Below are 25,835 nucleotides of genomic sequence, written 5' to 3'. Positions count from 1 at the left end.
GAATTACTGAATATTTTAAGTTTGAGGCTCGCTATATATGGGCTATAAAAATTTAGTAACATTTCAAACATATATTTGTAAAAGTTTATCTTACAAATAAAATAGTGAAAAAAAGGTTTATTTGATGGAAAAAGTTGTAATAATTGGTGGTGGTTATGCGGGTATTTATGCATTAAGAGAATTAGTTAAAAATAAAAATATAAAAATCACATTGATTGATAAACATACATTTCATAATCTTCAACCAGAAGTTTATGATCTTATCGCAAACAAATCAAATATTGCTGATGTTACTATTGATTTAACTACTTTATGTTTAGGATTTAATCACAACTATTTAGAGTATAAAAACTTAAAAGTAAGAAAAATAGACCAAGAATCAAAAAAAATATTCACAGAAGAACAAGAAATAGTTGAGTATGATTATTTAATCATGGCAGCAGGTACTAGAACATTTTTCCCACCACAAATTCCTGGATTAAATAATGCCCACGATATCAAAAAACTTCACTGGGCTATGTTCTTTAAACAAAGTTTTGAAAACCAACTTTTCAAAAAAATCCAAGATGAAGCAAAAAAATGTGATGATACTCACATCGTAGTTGTTGGAGCTGGTTTATCAGGTGTAGAAATCGCAGCAGAGATGGCATATAACTCAAAGATGTTTTTTCAAAGAGGTAATTTCTCTTGTGATAACCTAAAAATCTCCCTTGTAAGTAGTTCTGATACTATTCTTCCAGGTCTTACTCCTGAATTAGTTAGTATTTCCCATAAAAGACTTAAATCTCTTGGTATTAATGTAATTACTAATACAAAACTTCAAAAGTGTGAAGATGGATTTGCTTATCTTTCAAATGGAACAAAAATCTATAACTCATTTCTAATCTTTACAGGGGGAGTTGAAGCCAATAAAATCACAGAAGAACTTGATGTAGCTAAAAACCCTAAAGGACAAATAATAGTAAATGAGTTTATGCAAAGTGATAAAGACCCTAAAGTCTTTGCTATTGGTGATGCAGCTGAAATCAAAAATAAAAAAGGCGAGATTATGCCTCCAAATGTTACTATTGCTAGAATCAGTGGAACAAATGCAGGTAAAAATATTTTAAGAATGATCGAGAAAAAAAGATTAGTAAAATGTGATCCAAAACTAGATGGTATTCTAATTGCCCTAGGTGGAAAATACGCAGCTGGTAATATTGCTGATTTATTCCATGTAAAAGGAAGACTTGCTTACGAAATCAAAAAGTATGTATTTAGCTCTTATAGAAAACCTCTTTTAAAACTAATCAAAGCAGGTTATTCAAAACTAAAAAAAATGTCATAAGTATCCAGTCTAGTCTCAAAGACTAGACTTAAGCTTCATAAGCTTTTAGATACTGCTGTAACTCTTTTATAAACTTTTCTTTATAACTTTGTGGTTCTATTATTTGGATATCTGGTAACCACGCTTTTATGATATTATCTATATCTTCTTGGGTTGATACTGTAAACTTTACTAATAAAGATTTATCATCATACTCTTTTAGTATTTCTTGAGAAGGCAATAGCTTTTTTAACTTAAAATTGAAAGCTGCTTTTGGTAAAACCTTTACTTTTACTTCCATTGTATTTCCATCTTCAAACCAAGCACTATGTACATTATCAAGTATTTCATCTATTGGTTTATCTAGTTTATACTTACACTTTTGAATACAAAGTTCTTTTATCTCATGGATAAAAACCGTTCGTATTTTTTCATCCTTTGTGTCTTTCCCAAATAAATACCAAATTCCATCAAAGCTTACTACTTTATAAGGTTCAATTATAAATACTCTATTTTGAAGCTTCAACTCCACCATATTATTTAACTCTATTGCTTTTTCAAGTCTGTTTAACAAAGATGAATCCATATCTATTTCTTGAAAACTATTTGGTTTTATATAGTATGGACTTGAATATCTTGGAGTTAAAAGTTTTGAAAAAATATCATAAGTGATTTTTTCAAAGTTTTCATTTATATCTTTTATTTGAGAAAGGGAGAGATAAACAAAAAGCATTTCATCTTCTTTTAGAGTTGTTTTATTTAAAGTAAAGCCCTCTATAAATTTATACTGCCCTAAAGATGTTTTCTCAATAGGAAAATATGAAAGTCTTTGGTATATATCTCTTTGGATAGTTTTTGCTGTTACATTAAACTCTTTTTCTAAGTCTTTTCTAGTTGGAAGTTCATTATCACTTAATTTTTGTAAAATAAGCATAAGTCTTCTAAGAACCGTATCGCTGTTTTTTTCACTGTTTTTTTTAGGTAAATTTTCAAAATCTTTATTCATTTTATCTCTTACTTTTTCTTGCGACATAATACTGTCTCTTTGTAAACATATAATTCTATAAATTTATAATTAAAAACATATTAAGGATTACAATGAAAAAAAGAAAAATAGTACTAACATCTCTTCTAAGTTCTATATTATTTGTAGGTTGTGGGGGAGCAGGAGATGTTTCATCTAGTATATCAAATATTGTTCAAGTAGAAAGAGGTGCTGTTTTAAATGCAACAGTTACAGACGCAAATGGAAATACAGCAATACCTGTTAGTCCATATTCAAATAGCTATGAATTTGATACTACTATAGCCTATCCTATAGTAGTGAGTTCAGGGATTATAGATGTAAATGCAAATGGGCAAATAGATACAGAAGATATTAGACTAACAACAACACTAAAATCTTCAACAAAAAAAGTCTCTTTAATCTCTACTTTGATTTATAATACAGATAAAAATATAGAGAATCAAAACCTTGAAAAACTTCTTGATTTAACAAAAACACAATTAAATCTAAGCAGTTTAGATAAAGAAAAGCTTTTAGATTTACCTAGTAGTTCGAAAGAGAGTATGATTATTACAAACGCTTTATATCAGAATTTTAAACAAAACTCTACAAATACACAAGATTATATTGAAGGTTTATTTGATACAAATAATACTACAAGATTAGATGATGTGAAAGCCAATATCTCTTCACTTAAAACTACTTTTGAAAGTACTATAAATCAAGATTTAAAACAAAAAGCAGCTTTACTTGAAACACAAGTTGTAAATGATTTACAAACTTCAAGTTTAATACAAAAATTAACAAGCACACAAGTAGAAGAAATAAAAAAAGAACTTGAGAAAAAAACGCCACAAGAAGATAATAAACAAGATGTTTCTTATTTATTAAATAAGACTTTTTATGAGTACGAAAAAGGTTATGAGGATTTAGCTTATGTGGTACATGAATATAAAAATTCTTATAAAGCAAAGGTTCAAAGACATTATAAAAGTTTTATAAGTAATTCTTGGAAAATAGATGATTTAACAAAAGATTATGACTCTTTAAAAATTCAAAACAATAGTATAGTTACTCAATACATGGGTTATACTCAAACTTTAAAAATAAAAAGTTTTTCAAGTGATCATCTTGTAGTTACTTTACAATCAGTAAATTCAAATAAAAATATAAATGATTTAAAAGAAATGAAATGGTACTTTAAGTCACCTAGATAAACAAAAAAGACTTTATGTCCTTTTTGTTTTAATCTTTTTTTATTTTTATAAGTATTCTATTTTTTCTATCTCTATGGATAATCTCTTTTTCATTTTTACTAAAAAGTTCTCTTAAAAACTCTTTTTTATATGATTTATGTAAATTTTTTGCATTAAAAATCTCTAACTTTTCACATCTAAAAGTAGAACTACAAACCCTATCTTCATAGATTTTCATATCAAGTATTGCTGTGCCTGCACTAAAGATTTGAACTTGTGTATAATCATCATAATTAAAAATAAAACCCTTGTCATAAAACTTCATGGTCGGTGTTTTTATAAGTATTGTAGCACTTGATGTAAGTGTTGGCGTTTTTTTTAAACAACCTGTAAAAAGAAAGATAAAAGTAAGTAAGATAGCTAATTTTTTGATATCTAATCCTTTGTTTTAAAATATTTTACTATAATATCCATAAATTATAAAATCAAAGGTTATTTATTGTTAGTACATATTTGTTGTGCAGTTGATAGTCACTATTTTTTAGAAAGAATACAAGAAGAATATCCAGATGAAAAGTTAGTAGGATTTTTTTATGATCCAAACATTCATCCATATAGTGAATATAGACTTAGATACTTAGACGTAGAATACTCATGCCAAAAACTAGGAATTGAATTAATTGAAGGCCCTTATAACCTAGAAGCATGGCTTAAAAAAGTAAAAGGTATGGAACATCTTCCAGAAAAAGGGGATAGATGTACAGTTTGTTATGATGATAGACTTGATAACACAGTTGCAAAAGCAAAAGAGCTAGGACATGATAAGTTCACAACTACTCTTTTAATTTCTCCTAAAAAGTCCCAAGAAAAGCTAGATAAAATCGGTCACAATCTTCAAAGTTTACATGGAATTGAGTTTATTTTTAGAGATTATAAAGCTGGAAATGGTGCAGAAATCCAAGGTAAAAAAGTAAAAGAAAACCAACTTTATAGACAAAACTATTGTGGTTGTTTATTTGGTTTATCAGCTCAAAGAGAAGCTCAAAAGAAAATCATGGATGAGATGTTTAACCCTATCTCAAATCAAATTTTACCTGAATCAATTGAAGAGAGATTAGAACTTTATAAAAGAAGAAATACTCTTGAAGCAAATGGTGATGAGTATAAAATCATAAAAAATAGATTTTTAAACTATAGACTTTTAAGTGGAAAAGTTTTTGTAAAAAAACAAATCAAAGCTTCATATATTTTCCCATATTCTATGATAAATAGAGGAAAAACAAATGGAAGAATTGATTATAAAAAAGATGGCATAAACTATCTAAACAGAGATGAAGTAAAAATCATAAGTATTGAGAGATACAATGAACTTAGCAATAAAAACTATGCAAATGTAAAAGAGCTTATATATAATCCCCCACTATTTGATGAAGAACTTCAAATAAGAGCCAAAATAATCAAAAGCCCTTATGATTTAAGTGCTATTATAGTCTTAGATGAAATTCTTGATGAAAAGTATGAGATTTTTATAAATGCGCAAACTTATGATGATGTAAGGGAAGAGATAATATGAAACTTTTAGTATGTGCGATGGAAACTTCTTCAAATATTCACTTAAAGGAGCTTAAAAAGCACCTAAGTGATGATATAGAGCTTGTAGGAGTATTTGATAAAGAACTTGGTAATCCTATGTATGATTTAACTGCTTTAGCTATCATGGGCTTTATAGATGCTCTTAAAAAGCTTAGATTCTTTTTTAAGTTAAGAGATGAACTTGTAGAAGCTGCTGCTACTTGTGATAAAGTTCTTTTGATGGACTCATCAGGTTTCAACCTTCCTTTAGCAAAAAAACTAAAACAAAAGTATCCAAATAAAGAGATTATTTATTACATCCTTCCTCAAGCTTGGGCTTGGAAAAAAGGAAGAGTTAAAAAACTTGAAGCATATTGTTCTAAACTTTGCTCTATTATACCTTTTGAAAAGCAGCTTTACACTCAAAAAGATAAAATCACTTATGTAGGTCATCCCTTACTTGATGAAATACATCACTTCAAAGAAGAGCTTATACAAAGCAATAAAATCGCTTTTATGCCAGGAAGTAGAAAAACTGAAATAAAAAACCTAATGCCAATTTTTAAAAGCTTGGCAAAACAAATTCCAAACAAAGAACATATTTTAATAATCCCTGCAAAATTTGATGATGAATATATTAGTAGAACTTATGGAGATATATCAGATTTTACTATTTCAAGACAAGCTCATGAAACTTTACAAGATAGTGAATATGCTTTTATATGTTCTGGAACAGCCACTCTTGAAGCTGCACTTATTGGAACACCTTTTACACTAAGTTATATAGCTAAAAAATTAGACTATAAAATAGGAAGAACCTTTGTAAAACTACCATATATAGGTCTTGCTAATATCTTTTTTGATAAGATGGGCAAAGAGTGTATTCATAGTGAATTTTTACAAGATGAAGTAAGTGTAGAAGCTTTACTAAATGACTATAAAACCATGAATAGGGATAAATTTTTTAAAGATTCAAAACTTCTAAGAGAGTATTTAAAAAATGGAAGTTCAAAAAACGTAGCAAACATAATTCAAAACTAATTTTCTTTTCGATAAAATATCTACCATTAATTAAACTTTAGGATAATAGATGTTAGATATTACGGAAATTCAAGAAATACTTCCTCACAGATACCCTTTTTTACTTGTAGATAGAATTACAGATATGCAAAAAGGCGAAAGTATTACAGGGTATAAAAATATCTCTATAAGTGAACCTGCATTTATGGGTCACTTCCCTGGTCACCCGATTTACCCAGGTGTTTTAATTTTAGAAGGTATGGCACAAGCAGGTGGAGTTTTAGCTCTTAAAAGCAATGATTTAACAAATGAAGAGTTAAAAAACAAAGTTATTTACTTCATGAGTATTGACAAAGCAAAATTCAGAACACCTGTAAAACCAGGAGATAAATTAGAGTACAGAATTCAAGTTAAAAAACTAAGAGGTACACTAATTGTTCTTGAAGGTAAAGCTTATGTTGATGATGCACTTGTTGCAGAAGCTGAATTAAAAGCTATGGTAGTAGACAAATAATTAGGTAAATAATGAATAATATTCACAAAACAGCAATTATTGAAGAAGGGGCACAACTTGGTGATAATATCACAATTGGCCCTTTTACAATTATTGGTAAAGATGTAAAAATTGGTGATGGAACAAGAATTGATTCAAATACTGTAATTGCAGGTAAAACTACAATTGGTAAAAACAATCATATCTATTCTCATGCAGCAATTGGTACAGACCCTCAAGACCTGAAATTCAAAGGCGAAGAAGTAGAACTAATTATTGGAGACAACAATAAAATTAGAGAATTTACTTTATTTAACCCAGGAACTCAAGGTGGTGGTTCTATTACAAAAATTGGTAGCAATAATTTATTTATGGGATATGTTCATGTAGCCCATGATGTTATTATTGGAGATAATTGTGTTTTTGCTAACTGCGCGACTTTAGCAGGTCATGTAGAAATTGATGATTATGTTGTGGTTGGTGGATTAACTCCAATTCATCAGTTTTGTAAAATTGGAACACAAGTTATGATTGGTGGAGGTTCTGTAGTAACACAAGACATTCCTCCATTTTGTTTAGCAGAAGGTAATAAAGCTGTTTTAAGAGGTCTTAACCTAAATGGTTTAAGAAGAAGATTTGAAAATAGAGAAGATATAAATGCTGTAAAAACAGCTTATAAAGCTTTATTTGAAGCAGGAAAACCTTTAGCTGATGTAGCAAATGAATTAAAAGAAAATGAAAATAAATATGTAAGAGAATTAGCATCTTTTTGTTTAAATACAAAAAGAGGTATTCCTTACAACAGAAAATAAATAAATAGGTTTGGTGAAATGAGTAAAGTAACATGCGATTTTTGTGGAGCAACTGATAGTGCTAATAATCCTGTAATTGCAGGAGATAATGCTTCTATTTGTAAAGCTTGTGTTGGTGCTGCACATGAAATTATGAATGGAAATACTCCTGATGATATGGAGCATTTACCAATAACTACAGAAGAAGAAAAAGTTCAAGAAGAGATAAAACTTAGAACTCCAGCTGAATTAAAAGCAATCTTAGATGACTATGTAATCGGACAAGAAAGAGCAAAAAAAGTTTTATCTGTTGCAGTTTATAACCACTATAAAAGAATCTTTAGACATAATGAAATTGATGATGATACAGAATTAAATAAATCAAATGTTCTTTTAATTGGACCAACAGGTTCAGGTAAAACACTTTTAGCACAAACTATTTCTAAATATTTAGATGTACCTTTAGCAATTGCTGATGCTACATCTTTAACAGAAGCTGGTTATGTTGGTGATGATGTTGAAAATGTGGTTACTAGATTAGTACAAGCTGCTGATGGTGATGTTGAGAGAGCTCAAAGAGGAATTATCTTTATTGATGAAGTTGATAAAGTAGCTAGAATGAGTGAAAATAGATCAATTACAAGAGATGTATCTGGTGAGGGAGTTCAACAAGCACTTCTTAAAATAGTAGAAGGTTCAGTTGTAAATGTTCCACCAAAAGGTGGAAGAAAACATCCTGGACAAGACGCACTTCAAGTTGATACTACAAATATTTTATTTGTTTGTGGTGGAGCATTTGATGGTCTTGAAGATATTATCAAGAAAAAACAAGGTGCAAACGTACTTGGGTTTAATCAAGATAAGAAATCTAAAAAAGAAGAAGAGAAACTAATCTCTCAAGTTGAAACTGATGATTTAGTAAAATATGGTTTAATTCCTGAGTTAATCGGTAGATTACACATGGTAGCCACTTTAAATGAAATCACAGAAGATGATATGGTTCATATTTTAACTGAACCAAAAAATGCACTTATCAAACAATATATCAAACTATTTGAAATGGATGATGTAAACCTAAAATTTGATAAAGAAGCACTAAAAGAGCTTGCTAGACTTGCTATTGAAAGAAAAACAGGAGCAAGAGGTCTTAGGTCAATTTTAGAAGATATTATGCTTGATATTATGTATGATCTTCCAAAATATAAAGACAAAACTATTACTATTACAAAAGATGTAGTAAAAAAAGAGAAAGAACCAAAAATCGCATAAGATAAGAGAGGGAAAATAAAGTGTTTTTAGATAAATTAATCGGTCTATTTTCAAGTGATATGGCCATTGACCTTGGAACTGCTAATACTATTGTTTCTGTAAGAGGAAAAGGTATTATCATAAACGAACCATCAGTTGTTGCAGTTCAAAATGACAAATATGGTAGAGATAAAATCTTAGCAGTTGGTCAAGAAGCTAAGCAAATGATTGGTAAAACACCACTTAATATTCAAGCAGTTAGACCTATGCAAGATGGTGTTATCGCTGACTTTGAAATGACTGAAAGAATGATAAGATACTTTATTGAAAAAGCCCACTCAAGAAAATCTTTTATAAGACCTAGAATCATTATTTGTATTCCTTATGGGATTACACAAGTTGAAAGAAAAGCCGTTGAAGAATCAGCAATGAGTGCAGGAGCTAGAGAAGTATTCTTAGTTGAAGAGCCAATGGCAGCTGCTATTGGTGCTGGTATTCCTGTATCTGACCCATCAGGTTATGTGGTTGTTGATATTGGTGGTGGTACAACTGAGATTGGTGTAACTTCCCTTGGTGGTTTAGTACTTTCAAAATCAATCAAAGTTGCAGGAGATAAGTTTGATAAATCAATTATTGATTATGTAAGACAAAACTACAACTTATATATTGGGGAGCGAACTGCTGAGAATATCAAGATTGAAATTGGTACTGCTATTAAACTTGATACTGAACTAAAAATCAAAGTAAAAGGTAGAGATAACTCTGGTTTACTTTCAACTATTGAGCTTGGAAGTGAAGGTGTTAGAACTGCTATAAAAGAGCCATTAAAAGAGATAGTTTCTGCTGTAAGAAGTGTCTTAGAAGATATGCCACCTGATTTAGCAGGAGATGTAGTTGATAATGGTGTAATTCTTACAGGTGGTGGTGCTTTAATTAGAGGACTTGATGAATATATCGCTGATATTGTAAAACTTCCTGTTAAAGTTGCAGAAGATCCACTTCTAGCAGTAGCTTATGGTACAAGCAATGTATTAGATGAGGATGCACTTTTAAAACTAATCACTAATGCGTAAATTCTTTTTTGTTGTACTTTTTTTAGTAGTTAGTTTATCTTACCTTTTTGAGGTAGATAAACTAGTTGCTAGAAACTTTACTTTCTTAAATGACATAAAACTCTCTTATATTGACTCGGTTATTGATATTTCTACTACTATTGAAAAATATTTTAATCAAGTTAGAACAATAGAAGAGCTTGAAATACAAAACAATGAACTTAAAAACTATAAAGCCTTATATCTTACTACTCAAAAAAAGTTAGATAGTATAAATAAATTTCTTACTACAAATGAACAACATCAAACAAGAATAGATATAAAGCAAACAAAAGTTTTATCATATATAAACTTCAATGACTTTACAAAAGTATGGTTAGATTATGAAAAAAAAGATGACACTATTTTAGGACTTATTAGCCAAGATTATGCCGCAGGAATTGTAGTAAAAGAACAAGGAAGAGCTGTAGCACTTCTAAATGGAAATGAAAAATGCTCTTACGCTGTATTTATAGGAGAAAATAAAACACCCGGTATTTTAACAGCAAAGAAAGACAAAACAACCCTAATCAAATTTATTCCTATGTGGTCTGAAATAAAAGTCGGAGATGAAATAGTAACATCAGGTATGGATAACATCTTCGTAGAAGGTCTAAAAGTAGGAAAAGTAAAAGATATACAAATACTTCCACAAATGAAAACAGCCACAGTAGAAATGTATGCAAATGTTTTAAAGAAAAAATACTTTTATGTGTACAAAGAAGCTCCTACAGCTTCAAATAAACAAGAAAATTCAACTAAAGAAAAAAAGGAAAAGACTACTAATAAGTAGCCATAATCCTATCTACATCATTCCAAGAAAGCTTATCTTTTTTCTCTTGAGTTCCTTTGAACATATTATAAACGTATCTAGCAAACATATCTGTTTCTAGGTTTACTTTTGTTCCTACTTTATATCTTTTAAATAAAGTGTTCTCAATTGTATGAGGAATGATTGTAAGTCTAAATGAGTCTTTCATCACATCATTTACTGTAAGTGAAACTCCATCTATAGTAACACTTCCTTTTGGGATGATATACTTTGAGTATTCACTTGGAAGTGATACATAAAAATCAGTTGAGTTTCCATTGTTTTTAATAGCACTAATTGTTCCTAAACAATCCACATGACCTTGTACAATATGCCCTTCAAACCTATCACCCATCATCATAGCAGGTTCTATGTGAACCTCATCTTTATAGTTTTCCATTGCTAAAATCTTTTGAGATTCAGGTGAAAGCTCAACTGTAAAAGTATCACTTGTATATCTAACTACCGTTAAACAAGCTCCATTTACAGCTATAGAATCCCCTATTTTTGGGCTATATTTTGCTTTTAATGTTAAGAAGTTATTTTTAAGACTCACTACTTGAGCCATCTCTCTTATAAGTCCAGTAAACACTGTATTCCTTCATATTTTATATACGATATAGTATCTAATAACATTTAATTTCTAAATTAAGCATTAAATCTTAAAAAAAATTAAAATTTATTTGGAATAATCATATTTTTTTGGTATTATACGAAAAAAATATTCTGAAGCCAATTTTTAAATAAAAGTTACTATTCCAAGGCTTCAATTTTGACTTATAAAAACAATATAAATACTACCTAATTTTTGGAGAAATTATGAAATATGATATTATCGTTGTAGGTGGAGGACATGCTGGTATTGAAGCTGCCTTAGCATCTGCAAGAATGGGAAAACAAACCCTACTTATTACTATGTTAGTAGAGCAAATTGGTGCTGCTTCATGTAACCCTGCTATTGGTGGACTAGCAAAAGGTCACCTAGTTAGAGAACTTGATGCCTTAGGTGGAGAGATGGGTCTATGTACTGATGCAACAGGTATTCAGTTTAGAATCCTAAACGCTTCAAAAGGTGCAGCAGTTCAAGGAAGCCGAGCTCAAATTGATATGGATAAATACAGAGAATATATGAGAAAAGTTTGTCACAATACAGACAACCTTGAAGTATACCAAGATGAAGTGAGTGAACTTTTAATCAATGAAAACAAAGAAGTTTACGGTGTAAAAACTAGACTAAACGAAGAGTTTGAAGCTTCAAAAGTTATCCTTACAACTGGTACATTTATGAAAGGACTTATTCACATTGGTGAGAATAAGTATGATGCAGGTAGAGCATGGGAGCTTCCATCTTCAACTTTATCTATTCAGTTAAAAGAGCTTGGATTAAATGTAGGAAGACTAAAAACAGGAACACCTGCAAGAATTGATGGGAAGTCAATCAATTTTGAAAACATGGAAATGCACGGAGGAGATGTAAACCCTGCACCTTTTTCTTTTAGAACAAATAAAAAAGAGTTTAGTCCTACTCAATATCCATGTTATATTACATATACAAATCTTGATACACATGAAACTATTAGATCAAACTTTGATAGAACTCCTCTATTTACAGGTCAAATCGAAGGTACAGGGCCTAGATACTGTCCTAGTATTGAAGATAAAGTAAATAGATTTGCTGAGAGAGATAGACATCAGTTATTCTTAGAACCACAAACAGCAATGTGTACAGAGTACTACATAAATGGTCTATCAACATCACTTCCTATTGATGTGCAAAAAGAGATGATTCACTCAATTGCAGGATTAGAAAATGCAAAAATCATTAGATATGGATATGCTATTGAGTATGATTATGTAGACCCTACTGAATTAAAACACACTTTAGAGACTAAAAAAATCAAAAACCTATATAATGCAGGTCAAATCAACGCAACTACAGGCTATGAAGAAGCAGCTTCTCAAGGTCTAATAGCAGGTATAAATGCTTGTTTAGCAATAGATGGTAAAGAGCCATTTGTACTTAGACGTGATGAAGCATATATTGGGGTTTTAATCGATGATTTAGTTACAAAAGGTACAAATGAACCTTATAGAATGTTTACATCAAGAGCAGAATATAGACTTCTTTTAAGAGAAGAAGGAGCTGATTTAAGACTAAGTGCTTATGGACATGAGTTAGGTCTTATTGATGATGAAACTATTAAAAAAGTAAACTTCAAACAAAAAGTTATTGATGAAGCTATTGAATACATGAGTAATGAATGGTTCACATCTAAAAAAGAAAATCTTGAACTACTTGAAAGATTAGGACAAGATAAAATCAAAGATAGAGTACTTCTAATAGATATCGTAGGAAGAAGTACAGTAAAAGTTGAACACTTTGATGAATTCTTACCACAATTTGCTGAGTTATCAGACTATTTAAAAGAGCAAATCTTAGTAGAAGCAAAATACTATAGATATGTAGAAAAACAAAAAAAGCAAATTGATAAAATGAAAAAAATGCTTAAAATGACTATTCCAGAAGATTTTGACTACAAACAAATCTCAGGTTTATCAAATGAAGCAATAGAAAAACTAGAAAAGTTCAGACCTCCAACACTTTTCAATGCAAGTGAAATTTCAGGAATAACACCAGCTGCTATTGATGTTATTCACATGTATATGAATTTAGAAAAAAAATCTATTTAACAGTAATTAATAAGAATATACATTAATTAGTGAGATTTTTAATACATCTTCAACTAGAAATTTGACCTTTGATTTTATCTAAAATTCAAAAGGTCAATTTTCTTGTTTTTATCTACATATTTTCCAATTCCAATAGGGTTCCCACACAAGTCTATTTTCTATATACTCATTTCCAGAGTAAGCACCTGTATCACTTATTCTTATTTGAATTTTATCGTTTAATTTCAACTTCAAAAAATAATAGCTGAGTACCTAAAAGACATACTTTATCACCTACTTTTTTTATTTTAGAATATTCTTCTTGTTCTTGTTTTAGTTGTTTGATTCTTTTTTTCTCTCTTTCTTTTTCCTCTTTTATTCTTTTTTTATTCTTTTGTGTTTCAATATTTTTAAAGTATTTATATCTTGAAAGAGCTTCTTTTCCTAGTAACTCTACTGCATTTGATAATTCTTTAGAATTAAGTCCATAATTGAAATAAACTGAATCAATTATTTTATTAACATTAATATTTTTATTGATTAACTTTTGAACTCTTGAATTCTGAGCATCTGATAATAGAACAATAATAGTATCTTCTAAGTTATTATTAATCGGTTTATTTTTAATTATGAAGTCTAAAACTTTATAGGTCTTTTTTACAGCAGAAGTATAAAGTAGTTTATTATAATCTAAATCTTTTGGAGTATTAATTTTTAATAATTTAAAAAACAACTCTTCAAGTCCATTTTGAATAGTTAAATAAAATATTCCCGAAGTAGGTTTAGCTCCTCTTCTAAGATAAAAATCTATACGTCTTTTATCTTTTTTTAAAATAGCTGTTCTTAATTGTGTAAGCATATCATCATTTGCTTGTTTTTCTTTAATATTTGTATTACTCTCTTTTGAAAGTATTTTTATTGCTATTTTATACATATTTTTTATTACTGGTTTAGAACTTTTACTATTTGACATCTCTTTCATTTCTCTAAGTGCATTATCAATCGTTTTATCGATATTTTTAATATCCTTTGAAATTAATTTCAATATTTCTTCATAATACTTAAGAGCTATATATAGTAACTACTAAATCATTTAATATTTTACTTGCCATTTTTTGTGATTGCACAACAATTTTAAAGTCTCTAAAGAAATATTAGAATTATATTCTGTTCCAGCTAATGCAGAATAAACATCACATTTTGAAAAATCAACTTTATCTTTTAAAAAGAGTGCAGTCTGAACACTTGAATTAATTTCATTTTCTAAACTTTGATAACTTGCTAAATAATCAACTTTAACTGCTTTTTTAATTAATGAACAATTCTGAAGGACAACTTTATCAAAGCCCCCATTAACATATAATAATTGAAATGCTCTATAATCTTTTACTTGTTTTTTTATCGTATAATATAAAGCGTTTTTTGTAACAAATGCTCCTTTACTTAATAAGTCAGTAGCTTTATTATATTGATCTTTCATAGGACTTTTTTTAAAAAGTTTTACTAGTGCCTCATCTAGTTCTTTTTGAGTCATTGTTGTAGATTTATTTATTTGAATTACTTTAGGAATGTAAGTGAGTTTGACGTTTGATGTCTCAGCTACTACATAACTAGAAAGTATTAAAATAAATACAAGAATTGAGTTTAGTTTTCGCATAAGTTTACTTCAAATTTTATATGAAAATTATTATATTATAAGTAACTAATAATCTTTATAAAGTTCTAAAAAACTAAGAAACACTTTTTAATTATAAAAGGAAACAACTTCTAAAATTTTAAATAAAAATAAGTGTCATTTGAGAAAAAAACTCTATAATACTACAACAAAAAATAACAAAAGCGAGTTACTATGAAATCTTACGACTTAATAATTATTGGAGGAGGAAGAGCCTCAAACTTAGCTAAAAAAGCTGGTGCCATAGGAAAAAGTGTTGCCATTATAGAAAAATCAAGTTTAGGTGGAACTTGTGCAAATAGAGGCTGTGTTCCCTCAAAACTTCTAATTGGTTATGCTGATGTTATTAGAACTATACAAAATTCTCAAAAACATTTTATTTCAAGTGAAATTAAAAATATTGATATAAAAAAAATATTTGAAAACAATAATTCTTTTATAAATAGTGTAGATGAAAACTACAAATCTAAACTAAATGAAAACGTAGATTTATATAGAGGTATTGGATATTTTTTATCTGATAAAGTTATTGAAGTAAATAATCAAAAATTAACAGCAAAAAAAATAATAATCGCAACAGGAACAAGCCCCCAAAAACCTCCTTTTGAAAAGGCTTGGAGTAGTGATGATATCTTTCCTTTAAATAATATTCCAAAATCAATTACTATTGTTGGTTCTGGGTTTATAGCTTGTGAGCTAGCAAATGTTTTTGATGCTTTAAAAATCAAAACAAAACTACTTGTAAGAAGCAATACTCTTTTATCAAATGAAGATAAAGATATTCAAGAAACGTTCAAAGATGAGTTTAGCAAAAACATTGATATAAAATTTAATACTACAGTAAAAGATGCAAAATATAAAAATGGCTCATTTGATATAGTTTTAGAAAATAAAGATAAAAGTACAAAGATTCACAAAAGTGAAGCCTTACTTTATGCCATAGGAAGAGACTCAAATGCAAAAGATTTAAAGCTTGAAAATACTTCAATACAACTTGATGAAAAAGGTTTTATAAAAAGAGATGAGTTTTTTCAAACAAATGCAAAAGATGTTTATGTAGTAGGTGATGCAGCAGGTGAATATATGCTTCAACACGCAGCAGCTTATGAAATGAATCATCTTTTTAAAGTTCTTTTTGAAGATGAAAATAAAGCTCTAAAATTCAAATATATGCCCCATGCAGTTTTTACAAGTCCTGAAATTGCCAGTGTAGGTTTAACTCAAGAACAAGCACAAGAACAAAATATTGATTTTGTAGTTTCAAAAACAAACTGGAAAGCTAGTGCAAAAGCTCAAGCTATGAAAATAGATTATCCTTTTACTAAATTTATTGTAAATAAAAATACTTATGAAATACTAGGTTGCCACCTCATAGGACCTCAAAGCTCTACTATGATTCATCAAGTATTAACAGTAATGCACATCCAAAATGATATAAGACACTTAAAAGATATGCTATATATCCACCCTGCTTTAAGTGAAGCCCTATTGCCAGCAGCAATTAATACTATTAAGGAAATAAATGAAAAAAACTAATCTAAATTTTTTGATTCTAGTTTTACTACTTCAAACAATTTTATATGCCCAAAACAACAATGAATTGTCTTTTCAAAAAGATATAAAACCAATTTTAGACAATAGATGTGTTGTTTGCCACTCATGTTACAACTCACCTTGTCAATTAAAACTTAGTTCTGTTGATGGCTTACTAAGAGGTGCCACAAAAGAAAAAATTTATGACAATAGAATTGATCCTGCAAAACCTTCAAGAATGTTTATAGATGCAACAACATCTAAAGAGTGGGAGGATTTAGGTTTTCACTCTGTATTGAAAAAATATAATCAAGAAAGTATTATGTCCAAGCTTTTAAAGCAAAAACAGCTAAAACCTGAAAATATAGGAGATTATGCCCCTGAAACAGATGATCTTCAATGTAGTAAAAATATGGAAGAACTAGATGAATATTTAGAAGATAATCCAAATCATGGTATGCCTTATGGTTTCCCAGCACTTAATAAAAAAGAGCATAAAATGCTTATTTCATGGCTTAAAGGTGATATAAAAAAACAAGAAGAAGAGAAACAAAAACCTTCTAAAATTATCAAAGCATTTGAGATGTTCTTAAATAACCCAGATATGAAACATCAAGTTACAGCAAGATATATTTATGAACATCTTTTCTTAGCTCACATCAAGTTTGATGGGGATGACAACTTTTACTCTTTATATAGAACATACAATGCAAATGGCTCAGATGCTGTAAAAACAAGAGTTCCTTATGGAAAAGCTAAAGAGAAGTTTTTCTATAAATTTAAAAAAATAACATCTACTATAGTACATAAAACACACATGGTTTATAAATTAAATGAAGATAAATTACAAAGATATAAAGATTTATTTATAAGACCTATTTGGGAAGAAAAACCTAATATGCCTAGCTATGAACCTAAAATAGCTGCAAATCCCTTGATTGCATTTAAGCAAATTCCTGCAAAATCAAGATATGAATTTATGCTTGATAATATACACTACTTTATTATGACATATATTAGAGGTCCTGTTTGTAAAGGACAAGTTGCACTAAATGTTATAAATGACCATTTTTGGGTTGCATTTAAAGATCCTAAATATGATTATACAATTCAAGATAAAGATTTTTTAATACAAAATCAAAAAAACTTATCTTTACCAAATGAATATGGTGGTAATAGTGGGATTTTAGATGTTTTTAGTATTTATAAATATAATAGTGTAACTATTGATTACTATAAAAACAAAAATAAACTTTATGAAAAATACAATAGTCCTTTAGATTTCCAATCTATTTGGAAAGGAAACAACTATGGAGAAAAAGATAATGATGCTATTTTAACAATATATAGACACTTTGATTCTTCTTCTGTACATAAAGGAGCGCTAGGAGATATACCTAAGACTTTATGGGTTATAGATTATCCTTTACTTGAAAGACTTTATTACTCTCTTGTTGCAGGTTTTGATGTATATGGAAATACTCAACATAAAATACTTGTAAGAAAATATATGGATAGACTAAGAATTGAAGGAGAAAGCAACTTTTTAGAGTATCTTCCACGAAGCAAAAGAAATGATATCTTTAATAGTTGGTATATAGGAGATATTGCAAAACAAGTAGCTACATATACACCCTCAAACTTAGATCCTAAAGTTGATTATGAATTTAAAGAGTTTGTTGTAAACTTATTAGACTATACAAAAACTCCTAAAGATGAAATAAACTTTATTGATACAAAAGTTGATTTTTATAAAAATATAAAAGAGTTTAAAACAAAAGATGATATTCAAAAAGCACTAAAAAGTATAATTTTTCACAATGAAATAAACAAATTCAAAAAGTTTTCAAGCGATAACTTCAATTTAGTATATGTTAGATTCAAAATGAAAAAAGAAGATTTAGTCTACACAGCAGTTATAAATAGATGGCATGATAGTGTTGCCTTTTTATTTAATGAAGAAGCTCGATTAAATGTTAAAAAGGACAAAATAAACATAATAGAAGGCTTTATAGGATCTTATCCTAATTATTTTGTTGTCGTAGAAGAAGATGATATCAAAGAGTTTTTTGAGCTTCTAAAAGGAAATGTTGATGAATCAAAACTTTCTAAGTTTTTTATAAATAGAAACGATAAAAATTTCTGGCAAGTTTATGATTGGTTTCAAAATAAATTTAATGAAACAAATCCTATTGAAGCTGGATTATTTGATTTAAATAGATACTATAAAAAAAGTATAGATTAAAGGATATTATAAATGAGTAATTTTTTACAACCAAAAATTAGAAAAAACTATAAAAATGAGATTAGACATATAGGATTTGAGCTTGAATTTTCTAATATTGAAATAGAAACAATTTTAGAGATTCTTGAAAAAGATTTTAATCTAAAAGTAAAAAAAGTAAATAATTATTTGTATAAACTAGAATCTCAATATGGGGATTTTATATTAGAACTTGATTTTGAACTTTTAACAAAACAAAAAATAGAAAAAAATGCAAAAGAGTTATCAGAAAAAATTGGTATAAATATCAAAAAAGAAGATATTGATATAGTAGAAAAATTCATAGGCGATATATCAAAAGATATAGTTCCTTATGAGATAAGCACACCTCCTCTACCTTTAGATGAAATTACAATAATAGATGAAATAATCCAAGAATTAGCACTTCATGAAGCAAAAGGAACAAAACATAAACTATATTATGCCTTTGGACTTCATATAAATGTAGAAGTAATTTCTTTAGATGTAAAAAGTCTTCTTTCATATATGAGAGCTTATGTTATTCTACAAGATTATATAAATAAAGACGCTAAAATTGACCTTGCTAGAAAAATCACTCCTTTTATTGATAATTTTGAAAAAGATTATATAAAACATATATTAGATGAAAACTACAATCCCTCAATAAATGAATTTTTAAATGATTATTTGAAATTTAACCCCACAAGAAATAGATCCTTAGACTTACTTCCTATTTTGGCATTTATTGATGAAAAAGCTGTAAGAGCTATACTTCCTGATACAAAAATCAAACCAAGGCCAGCCTTTCATTATCGTTTATCAAACTCTATGATTGGAAGTAAAGATTGGGAAGTTTCTCAAGAATGGAATAGATGGATTCTAATAGAAGACTTAGCAAATAATAGTTCTGCTTTAGAGCTATTATCTAAAGAGTATTTATCTCACTTAGACAATATAATCAATCTTATCAAATGGGAGGAAAAAGTTCAGTCATGGCTAAAAAACCACTAATTGGAATATGTTTACCAGATAAGGGCAATGTTTTTGCTTACTTGTTTATAAAGTTAAACCTAAAACTTCAAGGTGCATTTTGTATTAGACTTAGACCCTCAAAGAAAAATATAAACTTTGATAGGCTTGATGGTTTGATTTTAAGTGGAGGAAATGATATAGACCCTACACTTTATGGAGCACACAAAGATGCACATAATACAGAGCTTGATAAAAAAAGAGATGCTTTTGAACTTGAAATGATTGATAAAGCTTATAAAAAAGAGCTTCCTATTTTAGGTATTTGTAGAGGTGCTCAGCTTATAAATATCTATTTTGAAGGAAATTTATACGCAAAAATACTTGATTTGGATGAGTTTTTAATCCATCAAAACTCTATCTTCCCAATCAAAGAAGCCAAAGTAAAAAAAGACAGTTCTTTATACTCTACAGTAAAAGAAGAAAAGATTTTAATCAATAGTATTCATAATCAAGCTATCAACAAAGTAGGTGATGAGTTAGAAGTGTCTTCTAAGCATGAATCTATTATTGAATCTATTGAAAAAAAGGACTATCCTTTCTTATTAGCCTTACAATGGCACCCTGAATACTTAATATATTTAAAAGAACACAGAAGAGTTTTTGAAAAGTTTGTAGAAGCTTGTATTAGGTATAAAACCTCATCTTAGAGATCTTTTTATTTCCATTGATTTATATCAATGATATACATTATCAATACTGATAAAGTTATGGAAATAAAAGGAGCAAAAATGGAAAAAATAGAAGTTATGGGTTCAACTGTAGACTTTTTTAAAAAAGTTGAAAATGAACTAACAATATATGAATTTGATACAAGTATGTGTCCTCCACCTGAACCAATGGTAAATGCAATGGCAGGTCTACAACTACTAGATAAAAACTCAAAACTAGTTATGATAAATCATAAATCGCCAGCTGGATTATTCCCAAAAGTACAAGAAGATTTTGACTTTCAAGAAGAAAACACAGATGATGGAAAAGTAAAAGTAGTATTTACATTAAAAAATAATGCCTCAAAGACTACTGATTTTTCACAAAACACTTGTAATGGGTAATAAATAAGATGAATATTTCACAACAGTTTGCACCACCTTTTAAACTTGTTGCACCATATTTTTTAATAGGTGTGATTATATATACACTTAGTATTTTTTTACTATTTAATATAGATGTTATAGATGCACATAGTTTAAATAATACAGTTTTATCATGGACACATTTATTTTTACTAGGATTTGTAATGATGATAATATTTGGTGCAATGGCACAACTTATTCCTGTAGTACTTGAAGTTGGTCATTTTTCTGTTGATTTGTATTATATTATTTATCCTTTATTATTTATAGGAACAACTCTTATGGCACTTGGATTTATGTATTACCCTTCATTATTACCTTATGGAGGAGTAGTTGCATTTATTTCTTTTAGTATTTTTTTACTTGAAACTTTTCTTACTATAATAAAAGTGAAAAAACTAAACTTTATAATAACAAGTGTTTTACTAGCCAATATTTTTTTACTTTTAGGCTTAATTATAGGAATTATTCTTGCTTTAGGATATAGTGGTATTTTAGATGTTGATACTATATCTATTTTAAGAGCCCATGTATATTTAGTATTAATAGGCTATGTTGGCATCACTATCATGGGAATGAGTTTGATTTTACTTCCTATGTTTTGGTTAAGTCATAGTTTCTCATGGATATATGTTAAAACTGCTCTTGCTATTTTAAGTATTGGAATTTTATTACAAGTTTTTTCATCATTATTTGATATTTTAATTTTTGAATATTTATCTTATATCTTTACATTTATAGCTTTAATTTTATACTTCATGCAAGTTTTTATAATCTATAAAACAAGAGTACGATTAGAAAATGATATCTATTTCAAAAGTATGGTTTTCTCATATATTTGTTTATTCTTTGCATTGATTTTAACAGGTTTATATATTTTATATCCAAGTCAAAACCTTTTACTTACTCTTTCTTGGTTAGGTATTGCTTTTATCACATTTATAATCACAGGGCATTTATATAAAATCATCCCCTTTTTAGTTTGGTATGAAAGATTTTCTCCTTTTGTTGGAAAGAAAAAAGTTCCAATGCTTGCTGATATGGTACCTAAAAGAAGTGCAAATATGCAGTTTATTTTTTCATCTATTGGAATAATAATAGTATCAATTGGAATTTTATATGCAAATGAAACTATTTTTAAAAGCGGTGTTAGTGTATTAAGTATTGGTGCAATTTTTTTGCTAAAAGATATAGATTTCATGATAAGGTTTAAAGATGATATATAATAAAGAAGAAATTTTTAAAGCTGTTTCAACAGTAAATGACCCAGAAGTTGGTTTTAATCTTGTAGAAATGGGCTTAATTTATGATGCTTTTTGTAATGAAAAAATGGAAGTTACAGTTGTGATGACATTAAGTACAAAAGCTTGTCCTTTACATCAGTTGATTGTACAGTGGGTAGAAGAAGCTGTTTTAAGAGAATTACCTAAAGCACAACTTGCTCAAGTTGAACTAGTATGGGAGCCTGCTTGGAATATCAGTATGGCAACAGATGAAGTAAAAGCAAAACTAGGTAGAATGTAAAACATGATATATCTAAGTTTAAAGCTTATACATATTTTTTCTATTTTAATTTATGCAGGTTTTCTTTTTACAGATAATTTGATTTTAATGAGAATGCAAAAAAGACTTACTAAAGAAAAATATGAAGAAGTTAGATCTTACTTTAAAGACTTTACAAGAGTTTTGGTACCTAAAGCTCTTATTGTTGCTGTAGTAAGTGGTATTTGCCTTTTTTATCTTAACTTTGGAAGTATTGAAAATAGTCTTTCAAATTTTCAAATATTATTATCAATTAAAGCTATTTTAGGTTTATGGTTAGGCTTAAGAGGTATACTTCAAGTTTTTTTTGGAATTCAACCTTTTATTTTCAAAAGCCATAAACTACCTTTTGCATTAGTAATATGTATAGTATTTTTATCACAAACAATGTATTTCGTTTAAAAGAGAGGAAAATATGAACTATCCAGAATTTTTTAATACTATAGAAACTATAAAACTTCAAGATGATTTATCAGCATTCTTAGGTTCACTTGAAGAGGGTCTTGTTGAATTTAATTATTTAGATATAGTTAAAGCAGCAGGACATTCATGTCCTACTGTTGCAGGAGCTTATATCATGACTTTAGTAGCCTTAAAACATTTATATCAAAAAGAACTCCCTAAAAGAGGTGAGATTTTTGTCTCCTTTAAAGAAGATTCTAAAGATTCAGTAGCAGGCGTTATCGCAAATGTAATATCACAAATCACTGGTGCAACTGAAGCTACTGGCTTTAAAGGAATAAATAAAAAATTTCAAAGATTTGATTTAATGAAGTTTAATGACAATATTAATTCAAGTGCAAAGTTTCAAAGGTTAGATACTAAAGAAACTATAGAAATCATATATAATCCAAACAGCATACCAGCTCATCCAAAAGTAGCTGAACTTATGCAAAAACAAATGCAAAACTTAGCTTCAATAGAAGAAAAAAAAGAGTTTAGAAAACTATGGCAAGAAAGAGTAAAAAATATATTTGAAAATATAAATAAAGTAATCCAAGTAAAATATCCTTAGCTTTGAATTTAACTTATTTAATAAACTTAGTATTTTATTTTAAACTTATTTTAACCAAAAGCTATGAAGCTTTTTAGTATACTAAATACTTAAATATATACAAACAAATATAAAAGGTATTAATATGCAAGTTTATTTTTATGCAAAAACAGGTCATGCTATTGGTCTTGAAGCAGCAAAAAGATGTGCTGCTATAGCAACTGAATTAAAAGAATTTGATCCTATTTTATGTACTAGTGATTTTAGAGCAGGAGCTTTTGCTAAAGACTTATTAGGGATAAGAAGATATGTAAATATTGATGTTGTAAGAAATTTACATAACATCATGCAAAAAAGAGATATTCTTCTTTATGATACAGATGAAACAAATGAACTAATGAAAGAAGGAATGAGTGAGTTTTGTTCTTTAGTTTATAATATGGAAGAATTAAATGATGTAATTATTGATGAACAACTTTATTCAAAAATAGAAAATCCAAATATAGAAAAAACAATTTTCTTTGGTGATGATGACTATAATGAACTATTCTTAGATGGTGTTAAAAATTCTTCTAAACATGATATCACACTTCTTATGGGACACTATTTCTTCTTAGGAAATGAAAAAATATTTACAGAACATTTTAGTGATGTTATAGATGAAGAAGAGTATGTTGAAACTATTCAAAATAGTAAGTATTTATTAACAGCTTCTTTACAAACAGCATTAGAATCTATCTTCTGTGAAAATAACCCTGTTTTATTTAAAAGAGAAGATAAAACATATAATGAAGAATTAATTCAAAAACTAAACATTCCAGTAATTGAATCAAAATCAATTGATGATACTATTTTAGAGTTTGAAAATATTATAAAATCTTATCCAACTATACAAAAACCTAAAAATTTTGATATTTCTATGGTAAAAAATGAAATTTCTGAAAAAATAGAAAACTATAAAAAGCTAACACAAGGGAATTAGTGAATATACTTTCACTTTATAAGTTCTACTTATAGTTATTTATGGTTATTATAAGGTATCTTTATATATAATTAAGTATACATTATATACAAAGGTTTTACAGTGAAAGAGAAAAATGAATTTTTAAGTAAAACTCCTTATAGAATTAAAAGGTATTATGGATACATAATCGCAACAATAGTATCTTTATCTTTACCTTTTATTACTATAGGTGGTAACCACATTTTCTTATTATCTTTTGATAAAAAACAGCTTCATCTTTTAGGTACTGCATTTGATATGCAGGAATTATACCTTATGCCATTTTTACTAATGCTTCTATTTTTAGGTATTTTTGCTGTTACTTCTTTAGGTGGTAGAGCATGGTGTGGTTGGGCCTGTCCTCAAACAATCTTTAGGGTTGTATATAGAGATTTAATTGAAGGAAAACTTTTAGGTCTTAGAAGAATAAAAAATAAACAAAAAGAGCCTGACTTCTCAAAACCAAAAAATGCTTCAAAAAGAGTTATCGCAATCATTATATGGGCTTGTTTAGCACTTATTGCAGCTTCTAACTTTATGTGGTATTTTATTCCGCCAGAAGATTTTTTTGCTTATATACAAAACCCTACAGAACACATGTTCTTAATTGGATTTGTATTGTCAATTGCAGCATTTATAGTTTATGATGCAGTATTCCTAAAAGAAGACTTCTGTATTTATATCTGTCCTTATTCAAGAGTACAATCAGTACTTTATGATGACAATACTTATCAGGCTATTTACTCTACAAATAGAGGTGGTGATATTTACAATGAAAATAAAGAGAAGATTATTTTCAAAGCCAAAGATTTACCAAATCAAACAGATGAATGTACTACTTGTGAATCATGTGTTACTGTTTGTCCTACACATATTGATATTAGAAAAGGTTTACAACTTGAATGTATCAACTGTTTAGAGTGTGTTGATGCATGTACAACAGTTATGGGGAAACTAGGAAAACCTTCACTTGTACAATGGTCAAGTACGAATGAGATTAAGAAAAATAAACCAACTAAAATGCTTAGAAAGCAAACTATTATGTATGCAGCAGCACTTACAATAGTTTTAGGTTTATTATTTGCGATGGGTGGAACTAAAGAGTATATGCTTTTAAATGTAAATAAAACTACTCAATTATATAAAGTAAAAGAGAACAATGTAGTAAGTAATAACTTTGTATTATTATTCCAAAATACAGAATCAAAACCTCTTACATATCACCTTGAACTTATTGATCATAAAGATATTGAGATAAAAAGATTTAAACCTTTCACTTTACAACCTGGAAAACTTAGAAAAAAAGTTGTTATTTTAGAAACTGATAAAATTTTAGTAAAAGACAATACAAAAGATACTCCAATTACGGTTACTTTAAGAGCTTATGCTAAAGAAGACCCAAAAAGAGTAAGTGTTCTAAGAAAAGCAGTATTTATTTATCCAAGAGCAGATAAACTTAAATAAATTATTAAATCTTAAAAGTTAGCAAATTGCTAACTTTTAAGCTACTATTATAAACATAACTTAACTTGTC

26 protein-coding genes are annotated in these 25,835 nt (G+C 28.3%); 21 read left to right on the top strand and 5 right to left on the bottom strand.

The window, feature by feature from the left end:
• Nucleotides 1-124 precede the first annotated feature (124 nt).
• On the top strand, nucleotides 125-1,327 hold the full coding sequence (locus tag ACH5BH_RS12155) for an NAD(P)/FAD-dependent oxidoreductase (RefSeq protein ID WP_423298540.1): 1,203 nt from the start codon (nucleotides 125-127) through the stop codon (nucleotides 1,325-1,327).
• A 28-nt stretch (nucleotides 1,328-1,355) separates the two neighbouring features.
• Here the strand turns inward: ACH5BH_RS12155 and ACH5BH_RS12150 are convergent, their stop codons facing one another.
• Nucleotides 1,356-2,339, bottom strand: coding sequence for a helix-turn-helix transcriptional regulator (locus tag ACH5BH_RS12150; RefSeq protein ID WP_423298539.1), 984 nt, complete (start codon nucleotides 2,337-2,339; stop codon nucleotides 1,356-1,358).
• A 65-nt stretch (nucleotides 2,340-2,404) separates the two neighbouring features.
• Between ACH5BH_RS12150 and ACH5BH_RS12145 the strand changes: the two genes are divergently transcribed.
• A complete protein-coding gene (locus ACH5BH_RS12145; RefSeq protein ID WP_423298538.1) occupies nucleotides 2,405-3,529 on the top strand; it encodes a hypothetical protein in 1,125 nt (374 codons plus the stop codon).
• A 28-nt stretch (nucleotides 3,530-3,557) separates the two neighbouring features.
• Here the strand turns inward: ACH5BH_RS12145 and ACH5BH_RS12140 are convergent, their stop codons facing one another.
• Complete coding sequence (locus tag ACH5BH_RS12140) at nucleotides 3,558-3,833, bottom strand: hypothetical protein (RefSeq protein WP_423298537.1); 276 nt, start codon at nucleotides 3,831-3,833, stop codon at nucleotides 3,558-3,560.
• A gap of 174 nt (nucleotides 3,834-4,007) precedes the next feature.
• On the opposite strand from ACH5BH_RS12140, the gene ACH5BH_RS12135 reads away from it, so the two are divergent.
• From ACH5BH_RS12135 to mreC, 7 genes are read left to right on the top strand one after another with little or no spacing between them, the layout of a single operon-like run.
• Nucleotides 4,008-5,081 carry an epoxyqueuosine reductase QueH gene (locus ACH5BH_RS12135; protein WP_423298536.1) on the top strand — a complete coding sequence of 358 codons (1,074 nt, stop codon included), beginning with the start codon at nucleotides 4,008-4,010 and terminating at the stop codon, nucleotides 5,079-5,081.
• The gene (lpxB, locus tag ACH5BH_RS12130) at nucleotides 5,078-6,121 is read left to right on the top strand and encodes a lipid-A-disaccharide synthase (RefSeq protein ID WP_404307689.1); all 1,044 of its coding nucleotides are present in this window, start codon (nucleotides 5,078-5,080) and stop codon (nucleotides 6,119-6,121) included. Before ACH5BH_RS12135 ends, lpxB begins: the two co-directional genes overlap by 4 nt.
• A 49-nt stretch (nucleotides 6,122-6,170) precedes the next feature.
• Entirely contained in the window at nucleotides 6,171-6,614 is a 444-nt protein-coding gene (gene fabZ / locus ACH5BH_RS12125; protein ID WP_404307691.1) for a 3-hydroxyacyl-ACP dehydratase FabZ, read from the top strand.
• Nucleotides 6,615-6,625: 11 nt separating this feature from the next.
• Nucleotides 6,626-7,405 (top strand): acyl-ACP--UDP-N-acetylglucosamine O-acyltransferase, encoded by a 780-nt coding sequence (lpxA, locus tag ACH5BH_RS12120; protein ID WP_404307693.1) that lies wholly within the window; start codon nucleotides 6,626-6,628, stop codon nucleotides 7,403-7,405.
• Nucleotides 7,406-7,423: 18 nt separating this feature from the next.
• Nucleotides 7,424-8,653: an ATP-dependent Clp protease ATP-binding subunit ClpX gene (clpX, locus tag ACH5BH_RS12115; RefSeq protein WP_423298535.1), complete on the top strand. Its 1,230-nt coding sequence runs from the start codon at nucleotides 7,424-7,426 to the stop codon at nucleotides 8,651-8,653.
• A 20-nt stretch (nucleotides 8,654-8,673) separates the two neighbouring features.
• Entirely contained in the window at nucleotides 8,674-9,705 is a 1,032-nt protein-coding gene (locus tag ACH5BH_RS12110; RefSeq protein ID WP_404307697.1) for a rod shape-determining protein, read from the top strand.
• Nucleotides 9,698-10,516 carry a rod shape-determining protein MreC gene (gene mreC, locus ACH5BH_RS12105; RefSeq protein ID WP_423298534.1) on the top strand — a complete coding sequence of 273 codons (819 nt, stop codon included), beginning with the start codon at nucleotides 9,698-9,700 and terminating at the stop codon, nucleotides 10,514-10,516. Before ACH5BH_RS12110 ends, mreC begins: the two co-directional genes overlap by 8 nt.
• Here mreC and ribE read toward each other — a convergent pair.
• Nucleotides 10,506-11,126, bottom strand: coding sequence for a riboflavin synthase (gene ribE / locus ACH5BH_RS12100; RefSeq protein ID WP_423298533.1), 621 nt, complete (start codon nucleotides 11,124-11,126; stop codon nucleotides 10,506-10,508). The two genes, mreC and ribE, sit on opposite strands and share 11 nt — an antisense overlap.
• A gap of 227 nt (nucleotides 11,127-11,353) precedes the next feature.
• On the opposite strand from ribE, the gene mnmG reads away from it, so the two are divergent.
• On the top strand, nucleotides 11,354-13,225 hold the full coding sequence (gene mnmG, locus ACH5BH_RS12095) for a tRNA uridine-5-carboxymethylaminomethyl(34) synthesis enzyme MnmG (protein ID WP_423298532.1): 1,872 nt from the start codon (nucleotides 11,354-11,356) through the stop codon (nucleotides 13,223-13,225).
• 211 nt (nucleotides 13,226-13,436) lie between these two features.
• Here mnmG and ACH5BH_RS12090 read toward each other — a convergent pair whose 3' ends face one another.
• Both ACH5BH_RS12090 and ACH5BH_RS12085 read right to left on the bottom strand, forming a co-directional pair.
• Nucleotides 13,437-14,249 (bottom strand): hypothetical protein, encoded by an 813-nt coding sequence (locus ACH5BH_RS12090; RefSeq protein ID WP_423298531.1) that lies wholly within the window; start codon nucleotides 14,247-14,249, stop codon nucleotides 13,437-13,439.
• Nucleotides 14,250-14,297: 48 nt separating this feature from the next.
• Nucleotides 14,298-14,861, bottom strand: a complete 564-nt coding sequence (locus ACH5BH_RS12085; RefSeq protein WP_423298530.1) for a hypothetical protein — start codon at nucleotides 14,859-14,861, stop codon at nucleotides 14,298-14,300.
• Between the two features lie 192 nt (nucleotides 14,862-15,053).
• Between ACH5BH_RS12085 and ACH5BH_RS12080 the strand changes: the two genes are divergently transcribed.
• The 11 genes from ACH5BH_RS12080 to ccoG all read left to right on the top strand — a co-directional run bounded on the left by ACH5BH_RS12080 (nucleotide 15,054) and on the right by ccoG (nucleotide 25,765).
• The gene (locus tag ACH5BH_RS12080) at nucleotides 15,054-16,415 is read left to right on the top strand and encodes a dihydrolipoyl dehydrogenase family protein (RefSeq protein ID WP_423298529.1); all 1,362 of its coding nucleotides are present in this window, start codon (nucleotides 15,054-15,056) and stop codon (nucleotides 16,413-16,415) included.
• Nucleotides 16,402-18,657 carry a fatty acid cis/trans isomerase gene (locus tag ACH5BH_RS12075; protein ID WP_423298528.1) on the top strand — a complete coding sequence of 752 codons (2,256 nt, stop codon included), beginning with the start codon at nucleotides 16,402-16,404 and terminating at the stop codon, nucleotides 18,655-18,657. Before ACH5BH_RS12080 ends, ACH5BH_RS12075 begins: the two co-directional genes overlap by 14 nt.
• Nucleotides 18,658-18,669: 12 nt before the next feature.
• The gene (locus ACH5BH_RS12070; RefSeq protein WP_423298527.1) at nucleotides 18,670-19,668 is read left to right on the top strand and encodes an amidoligase family protein; all 999 of its coding nucleotides are present in this window, start codon (nucleotides 18,670-18,672) and stop codon (nucleotides 19,666-19,668) included.
• Complete coding sequence (locus ACH5BH_RS12065; RefSeq protein WP_404307713.1) at nucleotides 19,650-20,336, top strand: gamma-glutamyl-gamma-aminobutyrate hydrolase family protein; 687 nt, start codon at nucleotides 19,650-19,652, stop codon at nucleotides 20,334-20,336. Before ACH5BH_RS12070 ends, ACH5BH_RS12065 begins: the two co-directional genes overlap by 19 nt.
• An 81-nt stretch (nucleotides 20,337-20,417) precedes the next feature.
• A complete protein-coding gene (locus tag ACH5BH_RS12060; RefSeq protein WP_423298526.1) occupies nucleotides 20,418-20,741 on the top strand; it encodes a sulfurtransferase TusA family protein in 324 nt (107 codons plus the stop codon).
• 8 nt (nucleotides 20,742-20,749) lie between these two features.
• Nucleotides 20,750-21,988, top strand: coding sequence for a hypothetical protein (locus ACH5BH_RS12055; RefSeq protein WP_404307717.1), 1,239 nt, complete (start codon nucleotides 20,750-20,752; stop codon nucleotides 21,986-21,988).
• Entirely contained in the window at nucleotides 21,978-22,286 is a 309-nt protein-coding gene (locus tag ACH5BH_RS12050) for a metal-sulfur cluster assembly factor (protein WP_423298525.1), read from the top strand. Before ACH5BH_RS12055 ends, ACH5BH_RS12050 begins: the two co-directional genes overlap by 11 nt.
• Before the next feature lie 3 nt (nucleotides 22,287-22,289).
• Entirely contained in the window at nucleotides 22,290-22,706 is a 417-nt protein-coding gene (locus ACH5BH_RS12045) for a hypothetical protein (RefSeq protein ID WP_423298524.1), read from the top strand.
• Nucleotides 22,707-22,719: 13 nt separating this feature from the next.
• Nucleotides 22,720-23,319 carry an FmdE family protein gene (locus tag ACH5BH_RS12040; RefSeq protein WP_423298523.1) on the top strand — a complete coding sequence of 200 codons (600 nt, stop codon included), beginning with the start codon at nucleotides 22,720-22,722 and terminating at the stop codon, nucleotides 23,317-23,319.
• A 124-nt stretch (nucleotides 23,320-23,443) separates the two neighbouring features.
• The gene (locus ACH5BH_RS12035) at nucleotides 23,444-24,280 is read left to right on the top strand and encodes a hypothetical protein (protein WP_423298522.1); all 837 of its coding nucleotides are present in this window, start codon (nucleotides 23,444-23,446) and stop codon (nucleotides 24,278-24,280) included.
• Nucleotides 24,281-24,382: 102 nt separating this feature from the next.
• The gene (ccoG, locus tag ACH5BH_RS12030) at nucleotides 24,383-25,765 is read left to right on the top strand and encodes a cytochrome c oxidase accessory protein CcoG (protein ID WP_423298521.1); all 1,383 of its coding nucleotides are present in this window, start codon (nucleotides 24,383-24,385) and stop codon (nucleotides 25,763-25,765) included.
• The last annotated feature ends 70 nt before the right edge of the window (nucleotides 25,766-25,835 follow it).

This window comes from Arcobacter rhizosphaerae, from assembly GCF_049472155.1.
In the GTDB taxonomy this organism is placed as follows: domain Bacteria; phylum Campylobacterota; class Campylobacteria; order Campylobacterales; family Arcobacteraceae; genus Arcobacter_B.
This window is presented reverse-complemented; position numbering and strand designations above follow the sequence as displayed.

Excerpts from the sequence above, each read along its gene's own strand:
- ACH5BH_RS12150 (WP_423298539.1), bottom strand. The coding sequence starts at position 2,339 with ATGTCGCAAGAAAAAGTAAGAGATAAAATGAATAAAGATTTTGAAAAT.
- ACH5BH_RS12140 (WP_423298537.1), bottom strand. The coding sequence starts at position 3,833 with ATGAAGTTTTATGACAAGGGTTTTATTTTTAATTATGATGATTATACA.
- mnmG (WP_423298532.1), top strand. The coding sequence starts at position 11,354 with ATGAAATATGATATTATCGTTGTAGGTGGAGGACATGCTGGTATTGAA.
- ACH5BH_RS12075 (WP_423298528.1), top strand. The coding sequence starts at position 16,402 with ATGAAAAAAACTAATCTAAATTTTTTGATTCTAGTTTTACTACTTCAA.
- lpxA (WP_404307693.1), top strand. The coding sequence starts at position 6,626 with ATGAATAATATTCACAAAACAGCAATTATTGAAGAAGGGGCACAACTT.
- lpxB (WP_404307689.1), top strand. The coding sequence starts at position 5,078 with ATGAAACTTTTAGTATGTGCGATGGAAACTTCTTCAAATATTCACTTA.
- ACH5BH_RS12045 (WP_423298524.1), top strand. The coding sequence starts at position 22,290 with ATGATATATCTAAGTTTAAAGCTTATACATATTTTTTCTATTTTAATT.
- clpX (WP_423298535.1), top strand. The coding sequence starts at position 7,424 with ATGAGTAAAGTAACATGCGATTTTTGTGGAGCAACTGATAGTGCTAAT.
- ACH5BH_RS12035 (WP_423298522.1), top strand. The coding sequence starts at position 23,444 with ATGCAAGTTTATTTTTATGCAAAAACAGGTCATGCTATTGGTCTTGAA.
- ACH5BH_RS12145 (WP_423298538.1), top strand. The coding sequence starts at position 2,405 with ATGAAAAAAAGAAAAATAGTACTAACATCTCTTCTAAGTTCTATATTA.
- mreC (WP_423298534.1), top strand. The coding sequence starts at position 9,698 with ATGCGTAAATTCTTTTTTGTTGTACTTTTTTTAGTAGTTAGTTTATCT.
- ACH5BH_RS12080 (WP_423298529.1), top strand. The coding sequence starts at position 15,054 with ATGAAATCTTACGACTTAATAATTATTGGAGGAGGAAGAGCCTCAAAC.
- fabZ (WP_404307691.1), top strand. The coding sequence starts at position 6,171 with ATGTTAGATATTACGGAAATTCAAGAAATACTTCCTCACAGATACCCT.
- ACH5BH_RS12065 (WP_404307713.1), top strand. The coding sequence starts at position 19,650 with ATGGCTAAAAAACCACTAATTGGAATATGTTTACCAGATAAGGGCAAT.
- ACH5BH_RS12055 (WP_404307717.1), top strand. The coding sequence starts at position 20,750 with ATGAATATTTCACAACAGTTTGCACCACCTTTTAAACTTGTTGCACCA.
- ACH5BH_RS12070 (WP_423298527.1), top strand. The coding sequence starts at position 18,670 with ATGAGTAATTTTTTACAACCAAAAATTAGAAAAAACTATAAAAATGAG.
- ACH5BH_RS12155 (WP_423298540.1), top strand. The coding sequence starts at position 125 with ATGGAAAAAGTTGTAATAATTGGTGGTGGTTATGCGGGTATTTATGCA.
- ACH5BH_RS12050 (WP_423298525.1), top strand. The coding sequence starts at position 21,978 with ATGATATATAATAAAGAAGAAATTTTTAAAGCTGTTTCAACAGTAAAT.
- ACH5BH_RS12060 (WP_423298526.1), top strand. The coding sequence starts at position 20,418 with ATGGAAAAAATAGAAGTTATGGGTTCAACTGTAGACTTTTTTAAAAAA.
- ACH5BH_RS12085 (WP_423298530.1), bottom strand. The coding sequence starts at position 14,861 with ATGCGAAAACTAAACTCAATTCTTGTATTTATTTTAATACTTTCTAGT.
- ACH5BH_RS12040 (WP_423298523.1), top strand. The coding sequence starts at position 22,720 with ATGAACTATCCAGAATTTTTTAATACTATAGAAACTATAAAACTTCAA.